General features: G+C 56.6%; 9 protein-coding genes. 6 read left to right on the forward strand and 3 right to left on the reverse strand.

Features of this window, described 5'->3' with window-relative positions; all coding sequences use genetic code 11:
* Positions 1-193 precede the first annotated feature (193 nt).
* From HJB91_RS15740 to HJB91_RS15760, 5 genes are all read left to right on the forward strand, one after another.
* Entirely contained in the window at positions 194-805 is a 612-nt protein-coding gene (locus HJB91_RS15740) for a hypothetical protein (protein WP_221155294.1), read from the forward strand.
* 279 nt (positions 806-1,084) lie between these two features.
* Positions 1,085-3,454, forward strand: a complete 2,370-nt coding sequence (locus tag HJB91_RS15745; protein WP_221155295.1) for a DEAD/DEAH box helicase — start codon at positions 1,085-1,087, stop codon at positions 3,452-3,454.
* On the forward strand, positions 3,451-4,341 hold the full coding sequence (locus HJB91_RS15750; RefSeq protein ID WP_221155297.1) for a hypothetical protein: 891 nt from the start codon (positions 3,451-3,453) through the stop codon (positions 4,339-4,341). The genes HJB91_RS15745 and HJB91_RS15750 overlap by 4 nt, the downstream gene beginning before the upstream one ends.
* 1 nt (position 4,342) lies before the next feature.
* Positions 4,343-7,618 carry a hypothetical protein gene (locus HJB91_RS15755; RefSeq protein WP_221155299.1) on the forward strand — a complete coding sequence of 1,092 codons (3,276 nt, stop codon included), beginning with the start codon at positions 4,343-4,345 and terminating at the stop codon, positions 7,616-7,618.
* Entirely contained in the window at positions 7,611-8,309 is a 699-nt protein-coding gene (locus tag HJB91_RS15760) for a hypothetical protein (RefSeq protein WP_221155301.1), read from the forward strand. The genes HJB91_RS15755 and HJB91_RS15760 overlap by 8 nt, the downstream gene beginning before the upstream one ends.
* Positions 8,310-8,313: 4 nt before the next feature.
* Here HJB91_RS15760 and HJB91_RS15765 read toward each other — a convergent pair whose 3' ends face one another.
* Both HJB91_RS15765 and HJB91_RS15770 read right to left on the reverse strand, forming a co-directional pair.
* Positions 8,314-14,649, reverse strand: coding sequence for an AAA domain-containing protein (locus HJB91_RS15765; protein WP_221155303.1), 6,336 nt, complete (start codon positions 14,647-14,649; stop codon positions 8,314-8,316).
* The gene (locus HJB91_RS15770; protein WP_221155305.1) at positions 14,646-16,952 is read right to left on the reverse strand and encodes a hypothetical protein; all 2,307 of its coding nucleotides are present in this window, start codon (positions 16,950-16,952) and stop codon (positions 14,646-14,648) included. The genes HJB91_RS15765 and HJB91_RS15770 overlap by 4 nt, the downstream gene beginning before the upstream one ends.
* A gap of 380 nt (positions 16,953-17,332) precedes the next feature.
* On the opposite strand from HJB91_RS15770, the gene HJB91_RS15775 reads away from it, so the two are divergent.
* A complete protein-coding gene (locus HJB91_RS15775) occupies positions 17,333-18,538 on the forward strand; it encodes a DNA sulfur modification protein DndB (protein WP_221155311.1) in 1,206 nt (401 codons plus the stop codon).
* Between the two features lie 195 nt (positions 18,539-18,733).
* Here the strand turns inward: HJB91_RS15775 and HJB91_RS15780 are convergent, their stop codons facing one another.
* On the reverse strand, positions 18,734-19,528 hold the full coding sequence (locus HJB91_RS15780) for an HAD family hydrolase (RefSeq protein WP_221155313.1): 795 nt from the start codon (positions 19,526-19,528) through the stop codon (positions 18,734-18,736).
* Between the last annotated feature and the right edge of the window lie 10 nt (positions 19,529-19,538).

Genomic DNA, 19,538 nt, shown 5'->3' on the forward strand with positions numbered 1-19,538 from the left:
TACCAAGATCAACCGCTCTATTCGCATGAGGCAGGCAGAGTAATGGAATCGATTTGCGACGCGCTTTGAACGGTTACATCGCGGTTCTGCTTGACGATACCGAAGGACCAACAAGCGACCTCCGCCGCGAGGCTCTTCAATCGGACGGTCATGCGCGGCGGACAGAGCGGGTCGACGCGGGATGTGCTATCTAATGGGAGACCAGGAAATGATAGATTGGCCAGACTGGATATCCGCTGCGGGTGGCCTGCTGGGCGGCCTGGGCACGGCGGGTGGCGTCATCTATGCGGCCAGGCAAATACAGCTTGGCAGGCAAGAACAACAACGAGACGAACAGTGGCGCAGAACCGAATTCGCGCGTGGTCTGATCGACCGACTCTCGTCTGATGACGAATTGGTCTTTTGTACACGTGCTCTTGAATGGGGTGTCGGGCCTCTAATCATCCCGGAAAAATATCGGATCCTATTCACTCCGCCCTGTAGCACATTCGAGCATAGTCAGAGCAACATGTCCGCGGCACTGAAAGCTGATCTTGGTGCGAGTTGGAGAACGCCAGAGGCGCTCACCTATCGCTACTGCTTTGACACATTCTTTTCTTATTTAGAGGTAATTAGCCATCACCTAAAAGTCGAAAATGTGCAAAGAGCACAGTTGGTCGGCTTGGATTACTATCTGGGGCTCGTCCGTGAACCCCCTTATCTGGATTGGAGCCGGACGCATCCGTTCTTGCCGTTTCTAGATCGATACTATCCCGGCCTTAGAAGTTTCATTTGGCACGGCATTGTGTCGGAACCCGACCCCTGAACGTTGTCGAGGCAACGGCCCGCAGCCACAGCCGGTTGGCCGATCGTTAGTCATTGAGCCAACTTTCGTACCAAGAAAAAGGTTGAAGATGAAGGTATTAACTCAGAAGTAGCAAAAGTTATGTTAGCTTCTCGCTCAATGTCTTCCGGTGATTCTTCAGATACGCAAGAATGGGTGAGGGGCGAGGCGGCTCGATTAAACGACTGCCTCGCCCAAGCCATTTCGACCGCGGATAAGCTTGCGCTTCTCCGATCCATCGTGCGCCTCAAGGGTGGCAGGATGGCCCGCGAAGACTTTCGATGGGAGTTTTCAAACCAGGAGCTTGAGGCAGCCTCCCGATTCGGTCTCGCCATAAACTCATCCACCGTTCGATTACTGGATGAGCGGGATGATCGAGCACCAGAAGGGTTTTGGCCCGCCCACGACCTGGATGTCTCCTTGCGGCGCCATCGCGAGCATCTTCCACCCGACGCAATGCTCTTGAGGCATACCCAGCACCTGGACTATCGCTCAGACGGTCAGAAAGCCGCCGTCCGCTCGCTCTTCACCATGCCCTATGGCGCATCGCTGATGGTTTGTCTGCCGACGGGTTCAGGCAAGAGCCTGCTCTTCCAGTTGATGGCGGCCAAATTGCGCGAGGAGAATGCCGGCGGGTGCGTCGTTGTCATCACGCCAACAGTATCGTTGGCGTTAAATCACGAGCTCACACTTTCTGTTATCCCAGGCTTGGAGGGGAGCCGCGCTCTCGTCGGCGGAATGGCTCCGATCGAGCGGGCAAATGTCGTCGATTCCTTCCGACGGGGAGAAATCCCCATTCTTCTTATGTCACCGGAAATCGCCTTTGGCGCCGCGCGCGAGCATCTGATCGAAGCCGCCACAAATCCAACGCAAAAACTCGGGCCCCTGAAAGCCCACCTTTCAGCCATTTTCATTGATGAAGCGCATGTTGTCGAGAATTGGGGGCGCACGTTCCGGCCTGATTTCCAGCGGCTTCCGGGTCTTGTGCAAGAACTCAGGGATAAAAACCGAGACCTCCGATGCGTTCTGCTGTCTGCGACGTTGCCACCGGCCGCTCGCGCCGTTCTGCGTGCATCCTACCAATCAGGTCGTGTATGGGCCGAAGTCGATGCAGCAACTCCTCGATCAGAATTCGATATTGTCATCCAGGCTTACGATACTGCCGACGCGCGCCTGGGGGCTCTCGATTTCGTGTTGGATCGTGCCCCTCGACCCCTAATCGTTTATACCACCCTTGCCGGCGACGAAGACGAGGATCGCGGACCTCGTGACTTACGCCTCAGTGCGAGCGAACTCTACAATCGTCTGCGCGAGCGTGGTTATGAACGCATCGCTCTTTTTAGCGGCGATGTATCCTCGAATTCGGAACGAAATCGGATCGTACAGGACTGGGCGGCGGATAGACTAGACATCGTCGTCGCAACGTCAGCATTCGGCATGGGTGTCGATAAATCGAATGTTAGATCCGTGATCCACGCTTGCCTTCCCGATAGCCCGGCCCGGTGGTATCAGGAAATTGGCCGCTCGGCCCGCGACGGCAGGCAGGGTCTGGCGATCTGTCTTTTCACGGACGCGAAAACCGACAACGTGATCGATGATACGACACACGCACGCTCCACCGCAGCAAGCTCCTGGATCACCCGTGATTTGGCCGTCCCCCGCTGGGAAGCGATGGTCCGATCAAGCTACAACGGTCGTTGGACCGATGACAGGCGAGCGATGACCATCAACCTTGACGCTATCCGCCAGGGTATAACGATCTCGACGGACCATAATCGTCGCTGGAATATGAGCATTATTAACTTGCTTCAACGTGCACGCATGGTCGATGTCATCTCGTGCACGCAAGAGCCGAATCGCTTTGCCTGGGATGTAGAGATTCGTGAACCCGGCCTCCTTGCCCACGATCCTGTAGAAATCTGGGACCGCGTTTTTGCACTTAGAGACCGCGAGCAAGCGCGCGCTCGAGAGGACGTCCGACAGTTCGTTAATGTGATGAGGCGGGCGGATAAAACATGCGTGCTGCGCGATGTTTTTGAACTCCTGCAAGACAGGCCCACGGACGAAATTCTTCCCTGCGGCCGGTGCCCGGGCTGTCGAGCGAGAGGCGAGACCCCTGCACTTAATACACCATACAGGGTTTTGGCAGACGCCTGGCCGGCAGAGGAGGTACCAAAGCAGTTAAAACTTCCGCCCGGCGTGACACTTCTTGTTCCGGCAGATCCGTCACTAAGCAAGAATCTAACGTCGCTCACGGAACGTCTAGCAGCCGCCGGCATAGAGCAATTGTTGACGCCGGACGAGTTGGCCAACGCATGCGCGGAAGCTTTGATGCATTCCGTGGCTCGCCTAGGCCTCGTCATCAATCATAGCAGCGTTATCCGAGATCCTCGCGGCATTACCAATTTGCCGACAGCCGTCCTCTTGCGACCGTACGAGGCAACTTCGAAACAGGTGCTGAGCGCAATCAAGGAGTGGCAAAGCGCAGGTATATTACCCGATCCGCTTCTTGTCGTCACAAGTCCAAGCACTGAACTTGACGGACGCCGTCTCGACCAGACGTTATCGCCGCGGGCGCCGTATTTCGAGGATTCGCTCGAGCATTTTTCAATATTGGAAACCGTAGCATGAGCATGTTGTCGTCAACGCAGGGTTCACCAGAACGGGTCTGGTCACTTGTTTCCCTTCTTCGGGAATACGACGGAAAGATCAGCCGCGCTGAAGCTGCAGCTTGGCTCAATCCGGGATTTCTGAGGGATGGCCAGACGATCGGTGAAAAGCCTGGAACATTTGGACAGGTTCTGGGCGCTGCGACGAGTATGGGTGCGGTCTCGTTGGTCGGGCAGGAACTGCAAATCAACCCGAGTTGTGAAGCCGATACCTATGATCAACTCGCAGATTGGCTGTATCGTCAACTGATCGATTTGCCGTCTCAAGAAAAAGATGCGGTCTTCTTGGAACTTTTCGCGTGGGTGATGTGCGAATCGGCCAAACGTCAGACTTCGGGTTGGATACTGGAGATGACGAATCCTGAACTCGCCGACAGCGCAGAAGCTGCACTTCCTTCGGGGGCAGATGACGACGTTGAAAGTCGGATGAATTCCACCAAGGTGCCTTTTTGGCGCAGATGGCTCGTCTTCCTGGGCCTTATGGAGGAACTAGCTGCAAGCCCTCCATACGAGATCGACATCTCGCGACGTCTGAGGCGTGAGATAACGCGGCTCGACGTCGATCGCGGTGTTGAAATTGGCGTCGAGGAATTCCTTCGGCTGTTGCGGCAAAATATGCCGTTCATCGATGGCGGCCGCATGTATTTAGAGGCGGCACGCCGGATTAATTTCACGCCGGACCCACGCCAATTGTCGCCCGTTCTCTCGGAAGCCCTGCGGGACCTGCACGACGATGGTACCCTCGAACTAAAGGTCCTTGGAGATATCTCTTCCAACCTGCAGCTTCACCCGAACACCACCCACAAAATCGACGCATTTTATGCAGTTGCAATAAAGGGAGGTGCATAACATGAGCGCTCCCATGACGGCCTGCTGGCGGGCCGAAGACGCAACCGCCATTATCAGCAATGAGGCCTTGGAAGGGCATGAAGGGATCTTCCTCGCGACCCATTCACCGATTACCGATTTTGATGTTTCCGGCAGTCACGGTGGCGAAATTGACGGTCACGACGAAGCAGCGCTTTTGGACGTCCTGGCTGATCCCGCCCGCCGACACGCGTTTTGCGTGGTACAGGGGGAGCCTGGATCAGGGAAATCCCACCTGATCCGCTGGCTTTCGATTAAGTGGCCGAGAAATAATGACGTTAAGCTTTTGCTGCAACGTGCCGACGGTAGTCTCGAAGGCGCCCTTCGGCAGATGCGCGAACGCCTACCTCCAGAATTTCAGGATCTGTTCGATAAAATGGGCAGACGCCATCGTGCGACAGATCGAGGCCGAGCCAATTTGCTTCTGAGTAACCTGGCGAACGCGCTGCACCCTGATCATTTTGATCCTCCGCTTGAAGACGTTGATTGGTGTAGAGCGGTTCACCCTGGAGATCTCATCGATCTGCCGGTAATCAAGCATCATTGGCGGGGACCGGCCCGCATCCTTGCCTTGATGGAAGGAAAGGGCGATGGCGAGCGGGCAGAGCGTAATTCTCAGTCCGCGAGTTTCAACGTCTTCGATATCGAGGAATTGGCAAGCCACTGTGGAGCTGTTTTCAACAGCGGCGTTGTCGGACCAACCGAACGACTTGCGCGCAAGCTCATGGAAGAAGCCGCGCATATCGCCGAGTTGCGCCAAACCCGTTGGACAGCGGATGAAATCGCAGCCGAGCAAGCTCACAAGATTCCCACAACGATGAAGCTTGTGGGGGCCCTCAATCGACGTCGAAATGACGCGGTTCAAAACCTCCTCGGTGTTTCTGCAGAAGGTTTGAAAACACTCTTTCGCCAGATCCGCGTTGCGCTCGCCGAGCGCGGTCAGAGGCTCGTCCTTCTTCTCGAGGACATAACGAGTTGGGAAGGCATTGACGACAGCTTGATCGATGTTCTCGTCACGAATGCCGAGGCGCGAGGTGCTGACGGCGCATCCGATATGTGCCCGCTGATCTCGGTGGTCGGCGTCACACCCGGCTATTACAAGAAGCTACATGGCAACTACCGCGGCCGTATTACGCACGAGGTCAATCTCGGCGCCGCACAACAGGATGGCGAATTGCAGGATGTCGCGACCCTAAGGAATGCTGACGATCGGGTCCGGTTTGTGTCGCGGTATCTTTCGGCCGTAAGGGCTGGCCCGGATGCCCTCGATAAATGGCGTAACGACCTGTGGCACGACAGAAATGCCGCCCCCCCAAATCGATGCGATAACTGTCCAGACAAGGACAGATGCCATGCGACGTTTGGAGCCTCGGCGGGGATCGGATTGTATCCCTTCACCAAGACCGCACTCGACCACTTCTTTGAAGCGCTGAACGATAACGACAATGGCATGACCTGGAAGACGCCACGCGGTGTTTTGCAGGCGGTACTCAGCCCCAATCTACTGCAAGTCAGAGCCATCAATGATGGACAGTTCCCAACCGCGCTGACGGAAAATGCGGCTTTGGTGGCCGAAAGTCGCAATCTCGGCCGCCGCGCGACTGCCGTTCTGATGAATCAGCTTACGGAGCGCCCTGCAGACTTCGCGCGAACGCGTCGAATTATCTCCTACTGGGGAGACAAGGAGCGTGCGGATACGGTGGTGGACGCGGCCGGTGAGTTACACTTTGCCGGCGTGCCGAGATCCCTTTTTGAAGCATTCGGCCTGCCATGGGTGGGTTCCGAAGAGGGGTCCCAACCGGTACAGTCCGTTGTTCCAGCGAAACCTTTCGCGACCGCTCTCGCCTCGATGCAAGAGAACATCAGTGAGCCCGCGCAACCCAAAGTACCAGGAACACGGTCGATCCTGACAGAGAGGTCTCCCGCCCAGACACGCATTCCTCAGCCACCTTCCGCAAAGAGGTTGATTGGCAAGTCCGACCTGCAATCCCGGCTAGACGAGATACGAAACTGGGAAATCAGCGGCGAAGCGCAGAATCCTAATGTCTATAATGTCGCGATATTCGAGATCCTCTCTCAGATTGATCCCCGCCGTGTTGGCCTCGATCCCTACTCGAAAAGACGGATCCTGACCGAGCAACAGGTAAAGATCGAAGGAACCGGCCACTCACAGCGAAGCTATCTCACAATCCCGCGTGAGGAATGGCTTTGGCGCGGGCTCGAAGCCGTTGTCAGCCTGCAACTCGACGGCACAATGTCGGTCAACGATATCGCTTTCCATCGGCATTCCTTAGCAGTGCTCACAACAAGGCTGGAAGGTCTGCTTTCCGACTTTGCTGATCGCCGCCTGGGCATGGTTGAAGGCTCCAGATGGAGCCCAATTCCTCTCCTCACGCAACTTTTGGTCGCCCGCGCGTGGCTTCGGGGAACGGTGAGACCGAACGATCCGCATTTCGTGCAATTGCAAGGGATCTTGTCTGATGAGCCTCCAACTGAAAGTGATCCTGCCACTCGGTCAGCCCCATGGCAGGAGTTTCTCAACAGGACGAAGGGCTACCATGCGAATTTGCGCGAGGCTCTCCGCGCAATGATTTCGATGCCGCAGGGCGCTTCGGCGGGCTTCGGGCTAGCTGACGTTTCAAGGGTAGCAGGGCCGATCAGGCGCTTGCGTCAGACCCAAAGGTTCGATGAGCCGCCCTCGGATGCCGGAGAAACCGGCGTTTCCGAATTCGATGCTATCAGGGAGATTGCATCGCACTTTAAGCACAGCATAGGCCAGATCGTAAGGATTGAACGCCAGCAGCTCGAATCGCGAGCCACTGCTCTTCAGGAGCTATTACGGGGGAGAAGCATCGAGGCACACCTGATCAGGATTGACAGGGCGATCACGTCTGTCGCCGATCTTCTACCCCGTGCGAACCCGGAGAGTGTCGCGGCCTGGAAGGGCGAGTTTTCCAAGGCGACCGCGCGGATTGAACAGAAAGCTGACGAAACCGCGGAGAACTTCATGCTGTCGATTGCGGAGCATCGGGATGCGGGGACTGGACTTGGCCTCGAACAACTTACTCTGGCACCTTCCAAGGACTTGGGCATTTTCCTGGACGCTGCGAAAACAGGCGAACAGACCATAGGTCAACTTCTTGGACACGTTAAAGATTGCATTAAAGACGGCGGCGGATCTTTCTCACTTGCTCAAGTGCACGACGTCGGCCGCGCGGTTGCGCAGGTCCTGAATGATCATGGGAAGCGCAATGGCTGACGTCCTTGAAGAACTGGAATCACTTCTCCCTGAACTTCCGATGGCGCTCGAGCGTCGATCACTGGGAGAGAGCCTTGCTCGCGTCGCCTTGTTGTTGAACGACATCACTGCGGCGACCCAGCGCCTTTCCGATATCTGTGAGATTTCTGATATCATAAGCTTCGGCGAAGTCCCCGAAGTCGTCGAGAAAATGGATGACTTGATCGAGGAGGCCGCGCAATTGGCTTCGTTGCTCATGAATGCGAACGACGCCGCTTCCCTGCATCAGATCGAACGTGACCTGCCGCACTTCAAGTCGACAATTGGCGGTGCCCTGGGAGCGATCAAACAGCGATGGCGGACGCAGGTGGCAACAGATTACCGACCGTTCCTCTCGCTTGGACAACTGCTATCGAAAATCGATCACGGCAACTGCCTCGGCGTCCGGATGGTCAAACTGGCAGAAGACGCCAACGCAAGCTTGTCAGTAATGCAGGCCGATCAATTCAAATTAGCGGTCGCAAGGCTCATCGATACGCGGGCGCTGCTCGAATCCGAAAAAACATCATTCACCGCTGACGAGCAGGTCGATCATTTCTTGACCGGCCTGGCGCAGGGTCAGGCCAAACTCCGATCGGTATCGCCCGACGTTTTTCGTTGGCTGTCGGAGCATGATGCACTTGATCTTTTTGAGGTACGCCCGATCGCCTAGGTTTCTATGCCTGCGTACAAAGGAACCGGTGCAACAGTGTTCGGCTCGTCGAGGACTCCACCATGTTGTCGCTCATCATGTCGCTCGGTTGGTGAACGCATGCTCTGCAGCCGTCGTAGCAAAGTGACGCGTTCAGTCTCACGACCTGGTCTGCCAATCGCCCATCAGGGCTCAGGGCCTCCTCAAGAATGGCGTCTTCCAACCCCTCATAAGCCCTCAGAAGCTTGCCCAAATCACCGTCGCTCTGGTCCTTAGCTCGTGTCACAGCAGCGCTTGCCAACTCCCAGACGGTCGGTCGTCTTTGAACACGGCGCACGAACTCGGCTCTTACGTCATCAACCGCAATTGCGAGGTCATAGAGCGAGAAGCGCTCCGACCCGATGCTCTCACTTCCATAGAGCGTTCGCAGAATTGAACTCGGAATGGGCTTTCCCCTGAGCCCTAACTCTGCAGAAATTGCGGTGAGAGAACTTGGATCATACGGGTCTAATTCCCGCCAAGCTAGGTGATGTTGGCGATTGTTGAGAAAACGTTGATAGGCCGCATCTTCCTCTGCATTGGGACATCTACCAAAATCGTCGGCCCATTGATCGCGGAATTCTGCGAAGTTCGCAACGAAGGATCGAGCCGTTCCGTCGCCGAACGCGCCGGCTTCGCAAACGGTAATCTCCAGATCCTGCACCTCTTGGAATTGAATTGGTAAGCGAGCGTGAGCGATAACGCGTCTCTCGTCCCCGCCGCCGAATTGCGAAAATGATGCTTTGATCCGGTTCGTCAGACTGTGGACGATCGTGCTCTTCAGGTAGCGCCGGAAAGCGGATTCATCGTTCACCGATGAAATCGCATCCTGGAAGATCTTCTGAAAGCGCTGGTCCGAGAGCGAACTTGCAACAGCCCTGACCCGCGTTGCGGTCAGAAGCGGGTGCTGCGACAGAAGCGTTTCTCGGGTCTCCTCAAACAGGCTGTGCAGTGCCTCGGCGCCCCAAAAAGTCCGCAGGCGAATCAGTTTACGGCGCAGTTCAGGATCGGCTGCGGCACTGACAATGATTTCCGCCCCACGCATGGCCTCATAGGCGTTGACGCCTGCAAAGGTAGCCTTGCTTTCGATCAGGAAGCGAAGCATCTGGCCGGATCGCCAGCGTTTCAATTTTTCATCTTCGTTGAGTTGCGCGAGTTCTGCGTCGACGACCTTGTCGACCATCACCCTCTTCAATCGAAAGCTTACCCCCTCCGTCTGCACATGATAACCATGCAGCATCGGCCGTTTGTCGCCGGGCGCAGTGAACGTCTGCGTGAACACGACAGGATCCAGACGGGGGTCTTCGAGCTTTGCTTCCGCGTCGGCGCCCCAATAGACCTTGGCAAGAGCTAGACCGGTCCGCTGTCCGCCCACGCCGTCGCCCCGGAAATATTGGATTTGGTCAATCCAAGGCGCGAGTTGACCGACATCTATCAGCGTCGCGGAATCGTCTTGCTTCTTTACGATCGGGAAACCACGGAGAGTACTGCGCGAGTCATGCCGCACACGCTTTGCTTTGTCCGTTCCCGCAGGTGAAAGCCGCGTAACTGCCCCGTCGATGCTCCAGTCCGACTGCCAAGTTGCTCCAAACATCTGCCCTAACCTGGAGGCCGTCACACGGCCGGGTCGGAAATAATCTGGCACCAGATCCTTCAAGAGGTCCTTGGCATCATCCGGAAGCCTGGTTAGCCATTCATTTGCATCGTCGCCAAAGGGTTTGGAACGATAGCCGGTGCCGTAATCGCCAGGCGTGAACCAAGGTTCACTGCCATTTGCCGGAGGGATCCAGACCACATCCGAACCGTCATAACGTCTAGATGCGTTTCCGGGCGCCAACGTCGCAAGGCCGATGATGACGTCTTCCTGACGTTCTCCTTTTCCCGCCACGTCGACAACGACCCGTGGCAGATTGATCGTGTCGAACAAGAGCTCCGGAATCCAGTCGCAACGCGTTCGCAAGACGTTGGCCTGGTCGTCCGAATTTCGATCGTTGAGCTTTTCCAGGGCGGCTTGCCACAATGAAGCGAGCGTATCCTTGCCAAATTCCCGCCAGGCCTGTTGTCCGAAAATCATCTCAACAAAGTGAGACGCGTTTTGAAGCGCGACGGCAGAGGGGTTCCAAAAGTCGACGGGTATGCCTTCCTTTCGTTGATATCGCGACAGGGCGTCGAGCGTTGCTGCCAAAACGTGCCCACGCCTGACGAAAAAATTACCCGGGTTCATCGGGGTTTCAAAGCCCGTCGGTTCGATCATTTCGCGCGGATTTTGAAACCACCACGTATCCCGGTTCGAGTAGATCGAAAGCGTGACGGCCGTCGTCGGGCGGTCGTCGGCGCCTCGCCCGCCACGACCCTTGCGCTGAACAAAGCTCGCAAGGTTTGCAGGTGAGTAGTGCTGATAGACCATCGTTATATCCGGATCATCATATCCGACTTCCAAAGACGAGGTCGTAAAAACGATGTCGGACGAGCGGATCAAAGTTTCTACACGACCGGTCGCACCGGAGAATATCGGTTGAGAGGCGACGGCCAACGGGCTGCCTGGGAGCTTTCGCCCGCCGACCGAGGCCTGTGCCTGATCGTTTGCGGCGAAAAACCAGCATTCGCCGTTTCGAAACGAGTCGCAACCATGCGGTTCCCGGCAGCAAGCGATACGCTCGGCGCCCGTGACAGGATCGTCTGGAAATTCCGCAATTCTGAGCTTCGCCAGAGCATGGTTTTCCGCATCTTGATAGGCTGCATGCAGCCGGCGCACTTTGTCGATGGAATCAAGGAAGACGAGGCTTCGAAAACCGCCTGCTTTTCCAGTTCTTCGTCGCATGCCATGGGAAAGGCACATAATCGATTGGATGGACGTCGATGCCCCGGCAATATCCTTCCCGCGAGACTCCACCTCGGGCTGGATGAAGTAGAAGTACTCTCGGCCTTTTGGGTTACCGGACTTTTCATTCTGCCACGGTGTGATCAGATCGGCTTTGGTCGGGCGGCCGATCAATTTTGCCCAAGCCGTGCCGGGGTCACCGAGCGTCGCGCTCATCCCGATCATCAGCATCGGCTCAGAAGGGTTGTTTAACTCCACCCGGGCCGCGAGACGTTGGAACGTGTAACCGACCTGAGCGCCATGGATGTGAGAATAAAGATGTATCTCGTCGGCGATCAGAACCTTGGGCGTAAACCAATCTGGGTCGTCGCCGAAGATACGCCCATAGTTGCGGTCGTGCATCCACTGATGAAGGGAGTCCGTCGTTGGGAGAAAGAAAGCCGGTGGTGTACGTTGCAACTTCTCCTTCGACCCAATCCAGCCGTCAAAAGACCATTGGCAGGCGGTGCAACAAATCCGGTCCGCGCTCGCCCTGCCGCCATCGAGGCGGAGGGTCAGATCCGATGCGCAGTGGGGGCAGTTGAACAGTGGAAAGCTGAACTCTTTGCCGCCGAGGTCACTCCATCCAGCGGCGCGATCACGATCGTGCAGGTTCGCGAAAGTTCTGGGCACCTGGGCAATCTGTACGCCCAGCGTAAGAACCGGCATGCCTTCCTGGACATTGAACTTCGAAAGATAGCCTGCGATGCGTTGCGCCTGATTGGTCGCCAACCGAACTCGCGGATACGCCAGGATTGCTCGCACGCCGCGTTTTCCAGTCGCATAGTCCGCTGCAGCGGCAGCAATCAAGGGCAAGATTGCCGCTTCCGTCTTCCCTGATCCAGTATCGGCGGCAATCGCCAGGGCTGCGCTCTCTCGAGCGCTCCATGCGCGCGATATCGTTTCGAGACTTCTTGCCTGAAAGCCTGCGATTTCTGGATCAGTTCCCCAGAGTTCTTCGAGCATGCGATACAAAGCTTCGAGCGCGTCCGAATGGCCGTGGGCCAGCGTACCCTTGAGATCCTCGATCGTGCGTTTGAGAGGGATCTCTCGGTCCGGTTTGTTACGATCGCGCAGTTCCACCTTGAGGCTGCGGACGAGAAAGGGACGCTCGTCGGCATCATCTCTCTCAAAGCGCTGTTTAACGTATCTGATCTCACGAGCAAGTTCGGCCATGCGGGAACGGATTCTTCCGTCTCCGGCGATCATCAACCATCCATTCGCAGCTAATTTTGGCAGCGATGTTGAAACCTCCAATCGCGTGCGACCGGCGGCGTCCGCGAGGCCTGCGGTCGAGACCCATCCTTCGAAGACGCCAAAATTAATGCGCTTGGCTTCGATATCTTCCAAGACGTTCAGGAGTTCAAAATCGCGGCGGGTGAGTTCCGGTGGTTCTTCCAGCGGTGTAGCATTCTGCTCAGATGTTTTGTCGATCCATTCAAGCATCCGGGTGGTGCCGGAGATCCGCCAGGCGACAAGATGTTCGTCTTGGAGGCGGTCAATCTGAGCCTTCAGGCAATCGGTCCCTTCGCCATCCATCCAAGCGTAGGGTTTTCGGACATTGTCATAAAATGCCAGCGACCTTCCGGTGGTATTTCGGGCGATAACATCCTTCAATGTCCGTCGAACAGTTTCGATCTCCAGATCGTAAACGCGTCGGCGTTGTTCGAACGGTTTTGCTCGCCAGAAGTGCCCATAGGTTCCCGGTCGATGCTCCAATCCTATATAACCCAGCGCATGGAGCCTCGCGAGCCCAGGAAGCGGATCGTCCCGTCGGGCCAGCGCCCGCTGAATTTTCCCGATTGTTGCAGTGCCGTGCGGATCGACAAGGGAAACCTGTCGGACGGCGCTGAGGAGAAGTTCGAGATCCGGCGGGAGACTGTCATCGTCAGAACCGTCTTGGCCGTTGAGCGGCTCGAAAGGCTCTATCGCCGGACTATCTGCGAACCCCAGCGACCTGACCTCTACAGGCACACTCGGACCGGCGGCGTTCGCGATCAACGCGGTGCCTCGAACGGGCGCGTTCATGACGAATTCCCGCAAGATCTCTGCCTTGTCCATTTGCTCCTGATCTGTGGGAACGGAATCAAGAAGGCGTCGCCCGATCAGCACGACAAGTTTCTTGCGCGCGCGCGTGACAGCAACGTTCAATCGCTCTGGCGCAAATATGAAATCTGCTTCGGCGACGGCAAATTCCGGGTCGGAGACACAGTAGGAGAGAAATATCGCATCCCGTTCCTTGCCCTGGATACGGTCAACGGTTTCGACAAAGGCATCGGTTCGCAGGCGAGCAGGCAGTCCGTTGCGAAGAGCTGCGTTTTGTGCCCGGTGGGGGCTGACGATTGCCAGACGGTTTGTCCAAAAGTCTGAAGGCGGGCCACCGCTCGGATCGCGTATGGCAAGGCGCTCCGCAAGCTTCTCCGTGAGACGCGAGACAACGCTGACCTCAAACGGGCTGCTGGTCGCGGCCGTTGGGCCATCATGCAGGATCACCACAACAGGATAGTCGGGATCGAGCGCGGCAACTTCCCAGTCTTCCAGACTCTGTCGCCAATCCGGCACGTATTCAAGCCGCGATCGCGGTACCGCAGATTGATAGGCGCCGGGATAAAATTTGCTCTCGGGAAAGGCGGCCAGCGGTTGGTTAAGTCGAAATGTTTCGTCGAGCGCGAACTCTGGCACCGCGGCAGATTTGAGAAACCCATAGAGCGAGCCCCCCAATTGGCGCTCGCCCATTTTGATTTCCCGGCCCGAGCGGATCGGCGGCAGCTGACGATCGTCGCCGGCCACGATAAGCCGACCACCGAGACGAAGTCCGGCCGTTGCCATCAAACCATGGGACAAGACCATTTGAGAGGCTTCATCGATGCAAACCAAATCGAAGAGGTCGCAGGTGAACCCATCGCCGTCGCTCGCTGCGCCTAGCAGGCGGTTTAGCGTCCAGACGGACGCGCCCAGAACGAATGACTCTTTGTCGAGATCGCCAAGAGCGGCGCCAACCGTGTCGTCGCTGATCGTTTTCCGGTGTTGAACGTCCGATCGAAGGCCGTTGGCCGGACCATTGCCGAAGTAGCGAACCTCGATCTCACCCGGACAATGTTCGGAGGTGCTTTTGGCGACAGCATCGACGACATTGCCGATGGCGTTTCGTGTAAAAGCCGTCACCAGAACCCTTGCGCGAAGCCCAGCGGCTCTTCGCGCATGGATATAGCCAAGTATCAGCCAATTCAGAAGATGTGTTTTGCCGGTTCCCGGCGGACCAAGAATGAGCCCGGTCCTGACTGGAGCTAGACCTCGCCACGCGGCAACTTGCGCGGGCCTCAAGGGGTAGTGGCCGTCCTTGGAGAGATTGGGCATCGCAAATTCTGTGAGGCCGGACAGCCACACATCGGCGTCATCCGCATTTTGAGCAAATGACGCCGGATCGCGTAGGAATGAGAGAATTTGGCTGCGGATATTCACCGGTCGTCTCCCGCTGCAAGGTAGCTGAGGAACCGTGCGGCTCGATCTGTGTTCACGTCGAAAAATGCCTTGTCGACAAACCAATTGTTCCGGGCGTTCCTTTGCAGGACGCTTTGAAACACGGGTCCCTCGAAGACCGGACGGGGCATTTCCAGGTGCAATATCCCCGTCTGGAAGGATGAGGAATTTGACGGCGCTCTGATCCGGCAGGTGAATGCCGGCCAAAGAGCAGGGTTCAGGCGATTGTCTGGATCGTCGTCGGTGAGGATCAAGCCAAATTCGCCCGCGTTGAGTTCGGCACTTTGGCTCTCGATCGGCACTTCGAACTGAATGAAGACCTTACCGCCTTTTCGCTGAGCATCTCGAAAATAGAGGTTCGCAAAGCACTTTCCGGAATCGCGGCGGCGTTGTGCCGGCCGCGCCAGATTGATCAGCGCGTCGAGCATCCCTGCTCGGTTTTCGAGCAGTTCGCAGGCAAGAAGCACATCGAGATCCACGGCATTCAACGGATCGAATGTGGCTTGAAACCGGAAAGGCCTCTTGGACAAACGCAGAAGCGCCTTTCCGTTCGTCGCAGCCTGCCTGTTTTGGTCCAATGTCCAATTCGCAAGAGCCTGCAAAGCAGAAAGGCGATCCGAGACGTCTTTTCTCACATCCTCAAACGTCGTTCGGACCTCCCCGTTTTCGCGCAGATCGCGAACAACGTCGATCGACAGGAGCGATGAGAACGGCCTCTCAAATTGTGGCGCCGGCTGATAGGCGCGCGGGTCTGCACGGCCGAAAACGGCTTGTGAAACCTGACGAAGGTCATATGCAACGGTAACAGGAAGTGCCCATAACTGCTCGATGACCGTTCTCATCGCCGTTGCCGGAAGATGATGGACGCCACGAAACTCCGGCTCCGGCACGAGATCATCGGACGGAAACAGCCGCACCAAGTGAAGCAGTCCGGTGCGGATCCGCTCGTCCTCTAAGTGTCGCCCGATGGCGGTCTGGAGATTGATGACTTCGGAAGGCTCATAGAACAAGATGTGTGCGTAAACGGACCTATCATCATCACCGTCAACGGCCTCGTTATGAGCGTCGATAGCGGTCAGGTCGGCGATCAGGGCCGCCAGCACTTCGACGATGGCAGCGATTTCGTCCCGGGCTTCTCCGGACCGAACCACTTTAATGACTTCATTCCGGATCACTCCACCGTCAATGCGGCGATAGCCGAGTGCGGCTATGCGGTCATCGACCGGATCATGGTCGACCGAAATAACGAGCGCCGCGTCAATGCGGGGCGGCATGAGATAGGTATTTTGCTCTTCGGTCCGCAAGACGGAACCGCTCGCCAGGGACGCGGCTCGATTGACCAGCAATCCCGCCCGTCTCGAAAGCGACCAGCTGATTCCGGGCGCTTGCGCCAACCCCTTTGCGGTGGCGAGGTTGCCGACCGAGGTCACGCCGAGACGCTGGAGTGATCGTTTTGCTTCATGGGTCAGACCTGCAACTGCAGAGACATCCCTTGTTGAGGGAGGATTGTGGTCGTCGATTGCGGATCGACAGTGTTCTAAGAAGCTACACTGCTCACATTTGAAGTAGACATGGAAAAACGTCCGGTCGACGCCGATCCCGACCTGCTTTGAGGCGATCTCCGGAAGATGGTTGGCGCAAAAGTCATCGACCAGACGAATATACGGATCAAGTGCGAACGCTTCGATTTGCCAATTATCCGAGGCAGCGGATCCTTCGTCCTTGATACGCCAAATTTCACCAGTCCTGCTGATGGAGGTATCGGAAACCTTCATTTCCTGCAGCAAAGCCTGCAGCACGCGGGCATAAAACGCGACCTGGGTTTTGTGGAATGCCGTGGCGCGTCGGGTAGCCTTCACATCGATAATTGTCAGTTCTGTACGGCCGGGATCGCTCGCCGAAGGCGACCGACGTATCAGGTCGGCAAGATTGCGATTGAGATAGAGGCCGGTGCCTTCCAGAAAACTAACTGGTCCGCTTGGGCGCAGGTTCATCTGCGCAGCATAGGTTTCCGGACGTTTTCCTCTGAGGAAGGCACCGGTCAAAACCTCACTGAGGGCATCATCCCCGAAAGACGGCTTCAACACCTTATTTTCACGCGAAAGTCGCCGCACCACGCGCTCTTCAAACTGGTTTCCGAGGATCGCCCAAGGTTTTTCGCGCACGTCTTTCACGATGGGGATCGCCGCGAGCTCGATATCGGATGAGAGTTCGTAGCGAACCTTGCGCTCGCATCGATATTGGAACCAGGATTTGACGGTAGATGCGCTGAAGCCCTTCCCCATTCTCAACTCACGCTTGCGATTCGGTTTTGCTGTTCGCACGATGCCGACGCGCGGCCGTGGACGCAAGCGCATGCTTTCGTTACAGGATTTCCACAGTGAGCGAGAGGAGTCACCAACGGACTGATGGTATCCTTCTTAATGCATGTGGTAAATTTCTAAGGGCGAATTTGACAGATATACTAGCGTAAAATAGAAGATGACTGGATCAATCCGCAGATGAACCCAGGCAGCCACCGGACGAAAAATATCTGAAAAAATTCTGACCCGTTCGCCTAAAATCGCGCTGTGGTGGGCGGTCCGGTCACACACCGAGAAAGGGGCGAGGACTGCCAAATTCTTCTCGGCCCGCAAAGACGTATCTGTCGGAAGGAACACATTTTATGGCGATTCAAATTCCCGTCGTCAAAGGGAAGACGCTCTCGACAGAATACTGGCTTGGAAGCCTGTCGTTCTCCGCAATCTCAAAATACGTTAAACTACCGGAAAATACCGACTGGGACGATGTCTTTGGCGGCAAGGGCGAGCAAGAGGCCCAGCGAAAGCTCAACAAGACACGCGTCAACAACGAGATCGTTCCCTATCTTCTCAGAAGCGATGACGCATTCTTCTCGTCGTTGGCTCTCATTCTGGTGCCCGCCAGCGGCAAACCGCTCAAGGAAGGCCCGGATTTTAAGTTCATCCCGATGGTACCCGATAGCAAGATCGGGATGCTCGAAATCGACGAGAGCATCGATATGTTTCCGGCCGACGGTCAGCATCGCACGGCGGCAATCATCGAGGCTTTAAAGCAGGATAGGGCGCGCATGACGTCACAAGAGGTGCCTGTCGTGCTCTTGCCTTATGTCGATAAGGACAAGTTGCGTCAGCATTTCAGTGATCTCAACCTGAATGCCAAACCGGTGTCTCAGTCGATGGGTTACGCGTTCGAAAGCCGCGATCCGATCGTCATCATTACCAAACGGATTATGAGAGACGTCCCGCTCTTCGAAAAACGCGTCAACGAAATATCCAATTCGTTGGCAAGGAAGTCGCCCGACGTCATTACAATGGGCACGCTGGTGCAGGCCCATCATATTCTGCTCGAGGCCATCTACGGGCCAAAATACAAGGACGCTAAGGAGATTACCACTCTTCGCCAACGCGATCCCAACGAGGATCGGGTTGGCACCGTGGCGGCAAAGCTCCAGGATGTCTGGGAGGTCGTTATTGATAACGTCCCGGAATGGGACGATCTGATGAACGGCAAGGTTACCGCACGCGAGTTGCGTGAGGGGGATGAGGCTAAGAACACGACCGGGTATGTCTTCGCATTTGGACTTGGCTGGCAGGCTATCGCGACCGCCGCTGCCGCATTGATCAAAGATGAACGGGACGACTGGTCGGAGGATCTGGCCCACTGCCTGCGTTCTGTCGATTGGAAGAAGGGCGGTCATTGGCACGGTATCGCAATGGTTGGCGACCGGGTCAACAATACCGGCCCCAGCATCAAAGCCACCGCCGGTTACGTCTTGCGGAAGGGTGGACTCGTTGCCGGTTCCGGGGAGGTCGGCCGCCTTGTCGGTGCGGCACCACACGAGCCAAAGTAAGCTGGAGAGGCTGATCTGGACAAGAGAAGGGGCGCCCATGAGTTGCCTTCAAAGTAGGTTCCCCGCTTTGCGGTGACATCGGCCCCTGCCGGCTCCCGCCGGAAAAAGGCCAAAGCAGAAATATCACGCAATTGCGTTTGACGATTCAGCTTTCGCGCAGGCGATCCAATTCCGTCTGGTGCCGGTCGGCGAGGATTATGTCCTGTTCTGGATCAGCGAATAATCTCGATCTTCGACCTGTCTGGTCGCCGGGCGGGGATCATCCTCTGAATGAAGCAGGAAGAAAATCGCCGCATCGAACGAGCGAGCTTGGAATGTGGGCAGGCTCCCGGCTTCGAGCTCCCATTTCGGCTGAAAGCCCCCAGGTATGTAGATCGTCCGGACGCCGGCTTCATTCGCCGGTCGGATGTCGCGTGTAAGTTGGTCGCCAATCACATAGATCGATTGACCCTTCCTCGCCAGTTTCTTTACCCGCTCGAACATCCGGACCGTTTTTGGCGCTTCGAATACCCGATCAATGAACTCGCCGAGTTGGTGCGACTCGATCGTGCGGATTACCCGCTTGCGGCTTCCTTCGGTGAAAACCACCGCCGTCGCGCCAATCGAGTTGAGGTCGCGCAAACCCTTTACCACGCCCGCGAGGAGCTTTGGCTGTTTTGCGATGTTGACGAAGAAGTCGCTCTCCACCTTGGCCACCACAGCACGGTCGAGACCCGAATCCGGACCATTGCTCCAGGCACGGCGCACAGCCTCTTGAAAATCGACGCCCCGTAGCCCGAGCGTCAACGCATCGATCAGCAGGCGGGGAGGGTAGCGAAGTCCAAGATGATGCCTTTGGGCCAATTCCTGATCGAATGTCCGGACGAACTCTAGGCGGTCGGCCTTAGGACCAGTTAGATTGGCGGCATGCTCGACAGCGTCCAGAAGACCCAATTGAGCTTCGGCAAAAACGCCATCCGTGTCCCAGAGGGTATTGTCCGCATCAATCAAGACCAGCGGT

Source organism: Rhizobium sp. NLR10b (genome assembly GCF_019685435.1).
In the GTDB taxonomy this organism is placed as follows: Bacteria; Pseudomonadota; Alphaproteobacteria; order Rhizobiales; family Rhizobiaceae; genus Rhizobium.

Bases quoted from the DNA above. Each gene is read 5' to 3' on its own strand.
- HJB91_RS15740 (WP_221155294.1), top strand. From the start codon at position 194: ATGGGAGACCAGGAAATGATAGATTGGCCAGACTGGATATCCGCTGCG.
- HJB91_RS15745 (WP_221155295.1), top strand. From the start codon at position 1,085: ATGGCCCGCGAAGACTTTCGATGGGAGTTTTCAAACCAGGAGCTTGAG.
- HJB91_RS15750 (WP_221155297.1), top strand. From the start codon at position 3,451: ATGAGCATGTTGTCGTCAACGCAGGGTTCACCAGAACGGGTCTGGTCA.
- HJB91_RS15755 (WP_221155299.1), top strand. From the start codon at position 4,343: ATGAGCGCTCCCATGACGGCCTGCTGGCGGGCCGAAGACGCAACCGCC.
- HJB91_RS15760 (WP_221155301.1), top strand. From the start codon at position 7,611: ATGGCTGACGTCCTTGAAGAACTGGAATCACTTCTCCCTGAACTTCCG.
- HJB91_RS15770 (WP_221155305.1), bottom strand. From the start codon at position 16,952: ATGGGGAAGGGCTTCAGCGCATCTACCGTCAAATCCTGGTTCCAATAT.
- HJB91_RS15775 (WP_221155311.1), top strand. From the start codon at position 17,333: ATGGCGATTCAAATTCCCGTCGTCAAAGGGAAGACGCTCTCGACAGAA.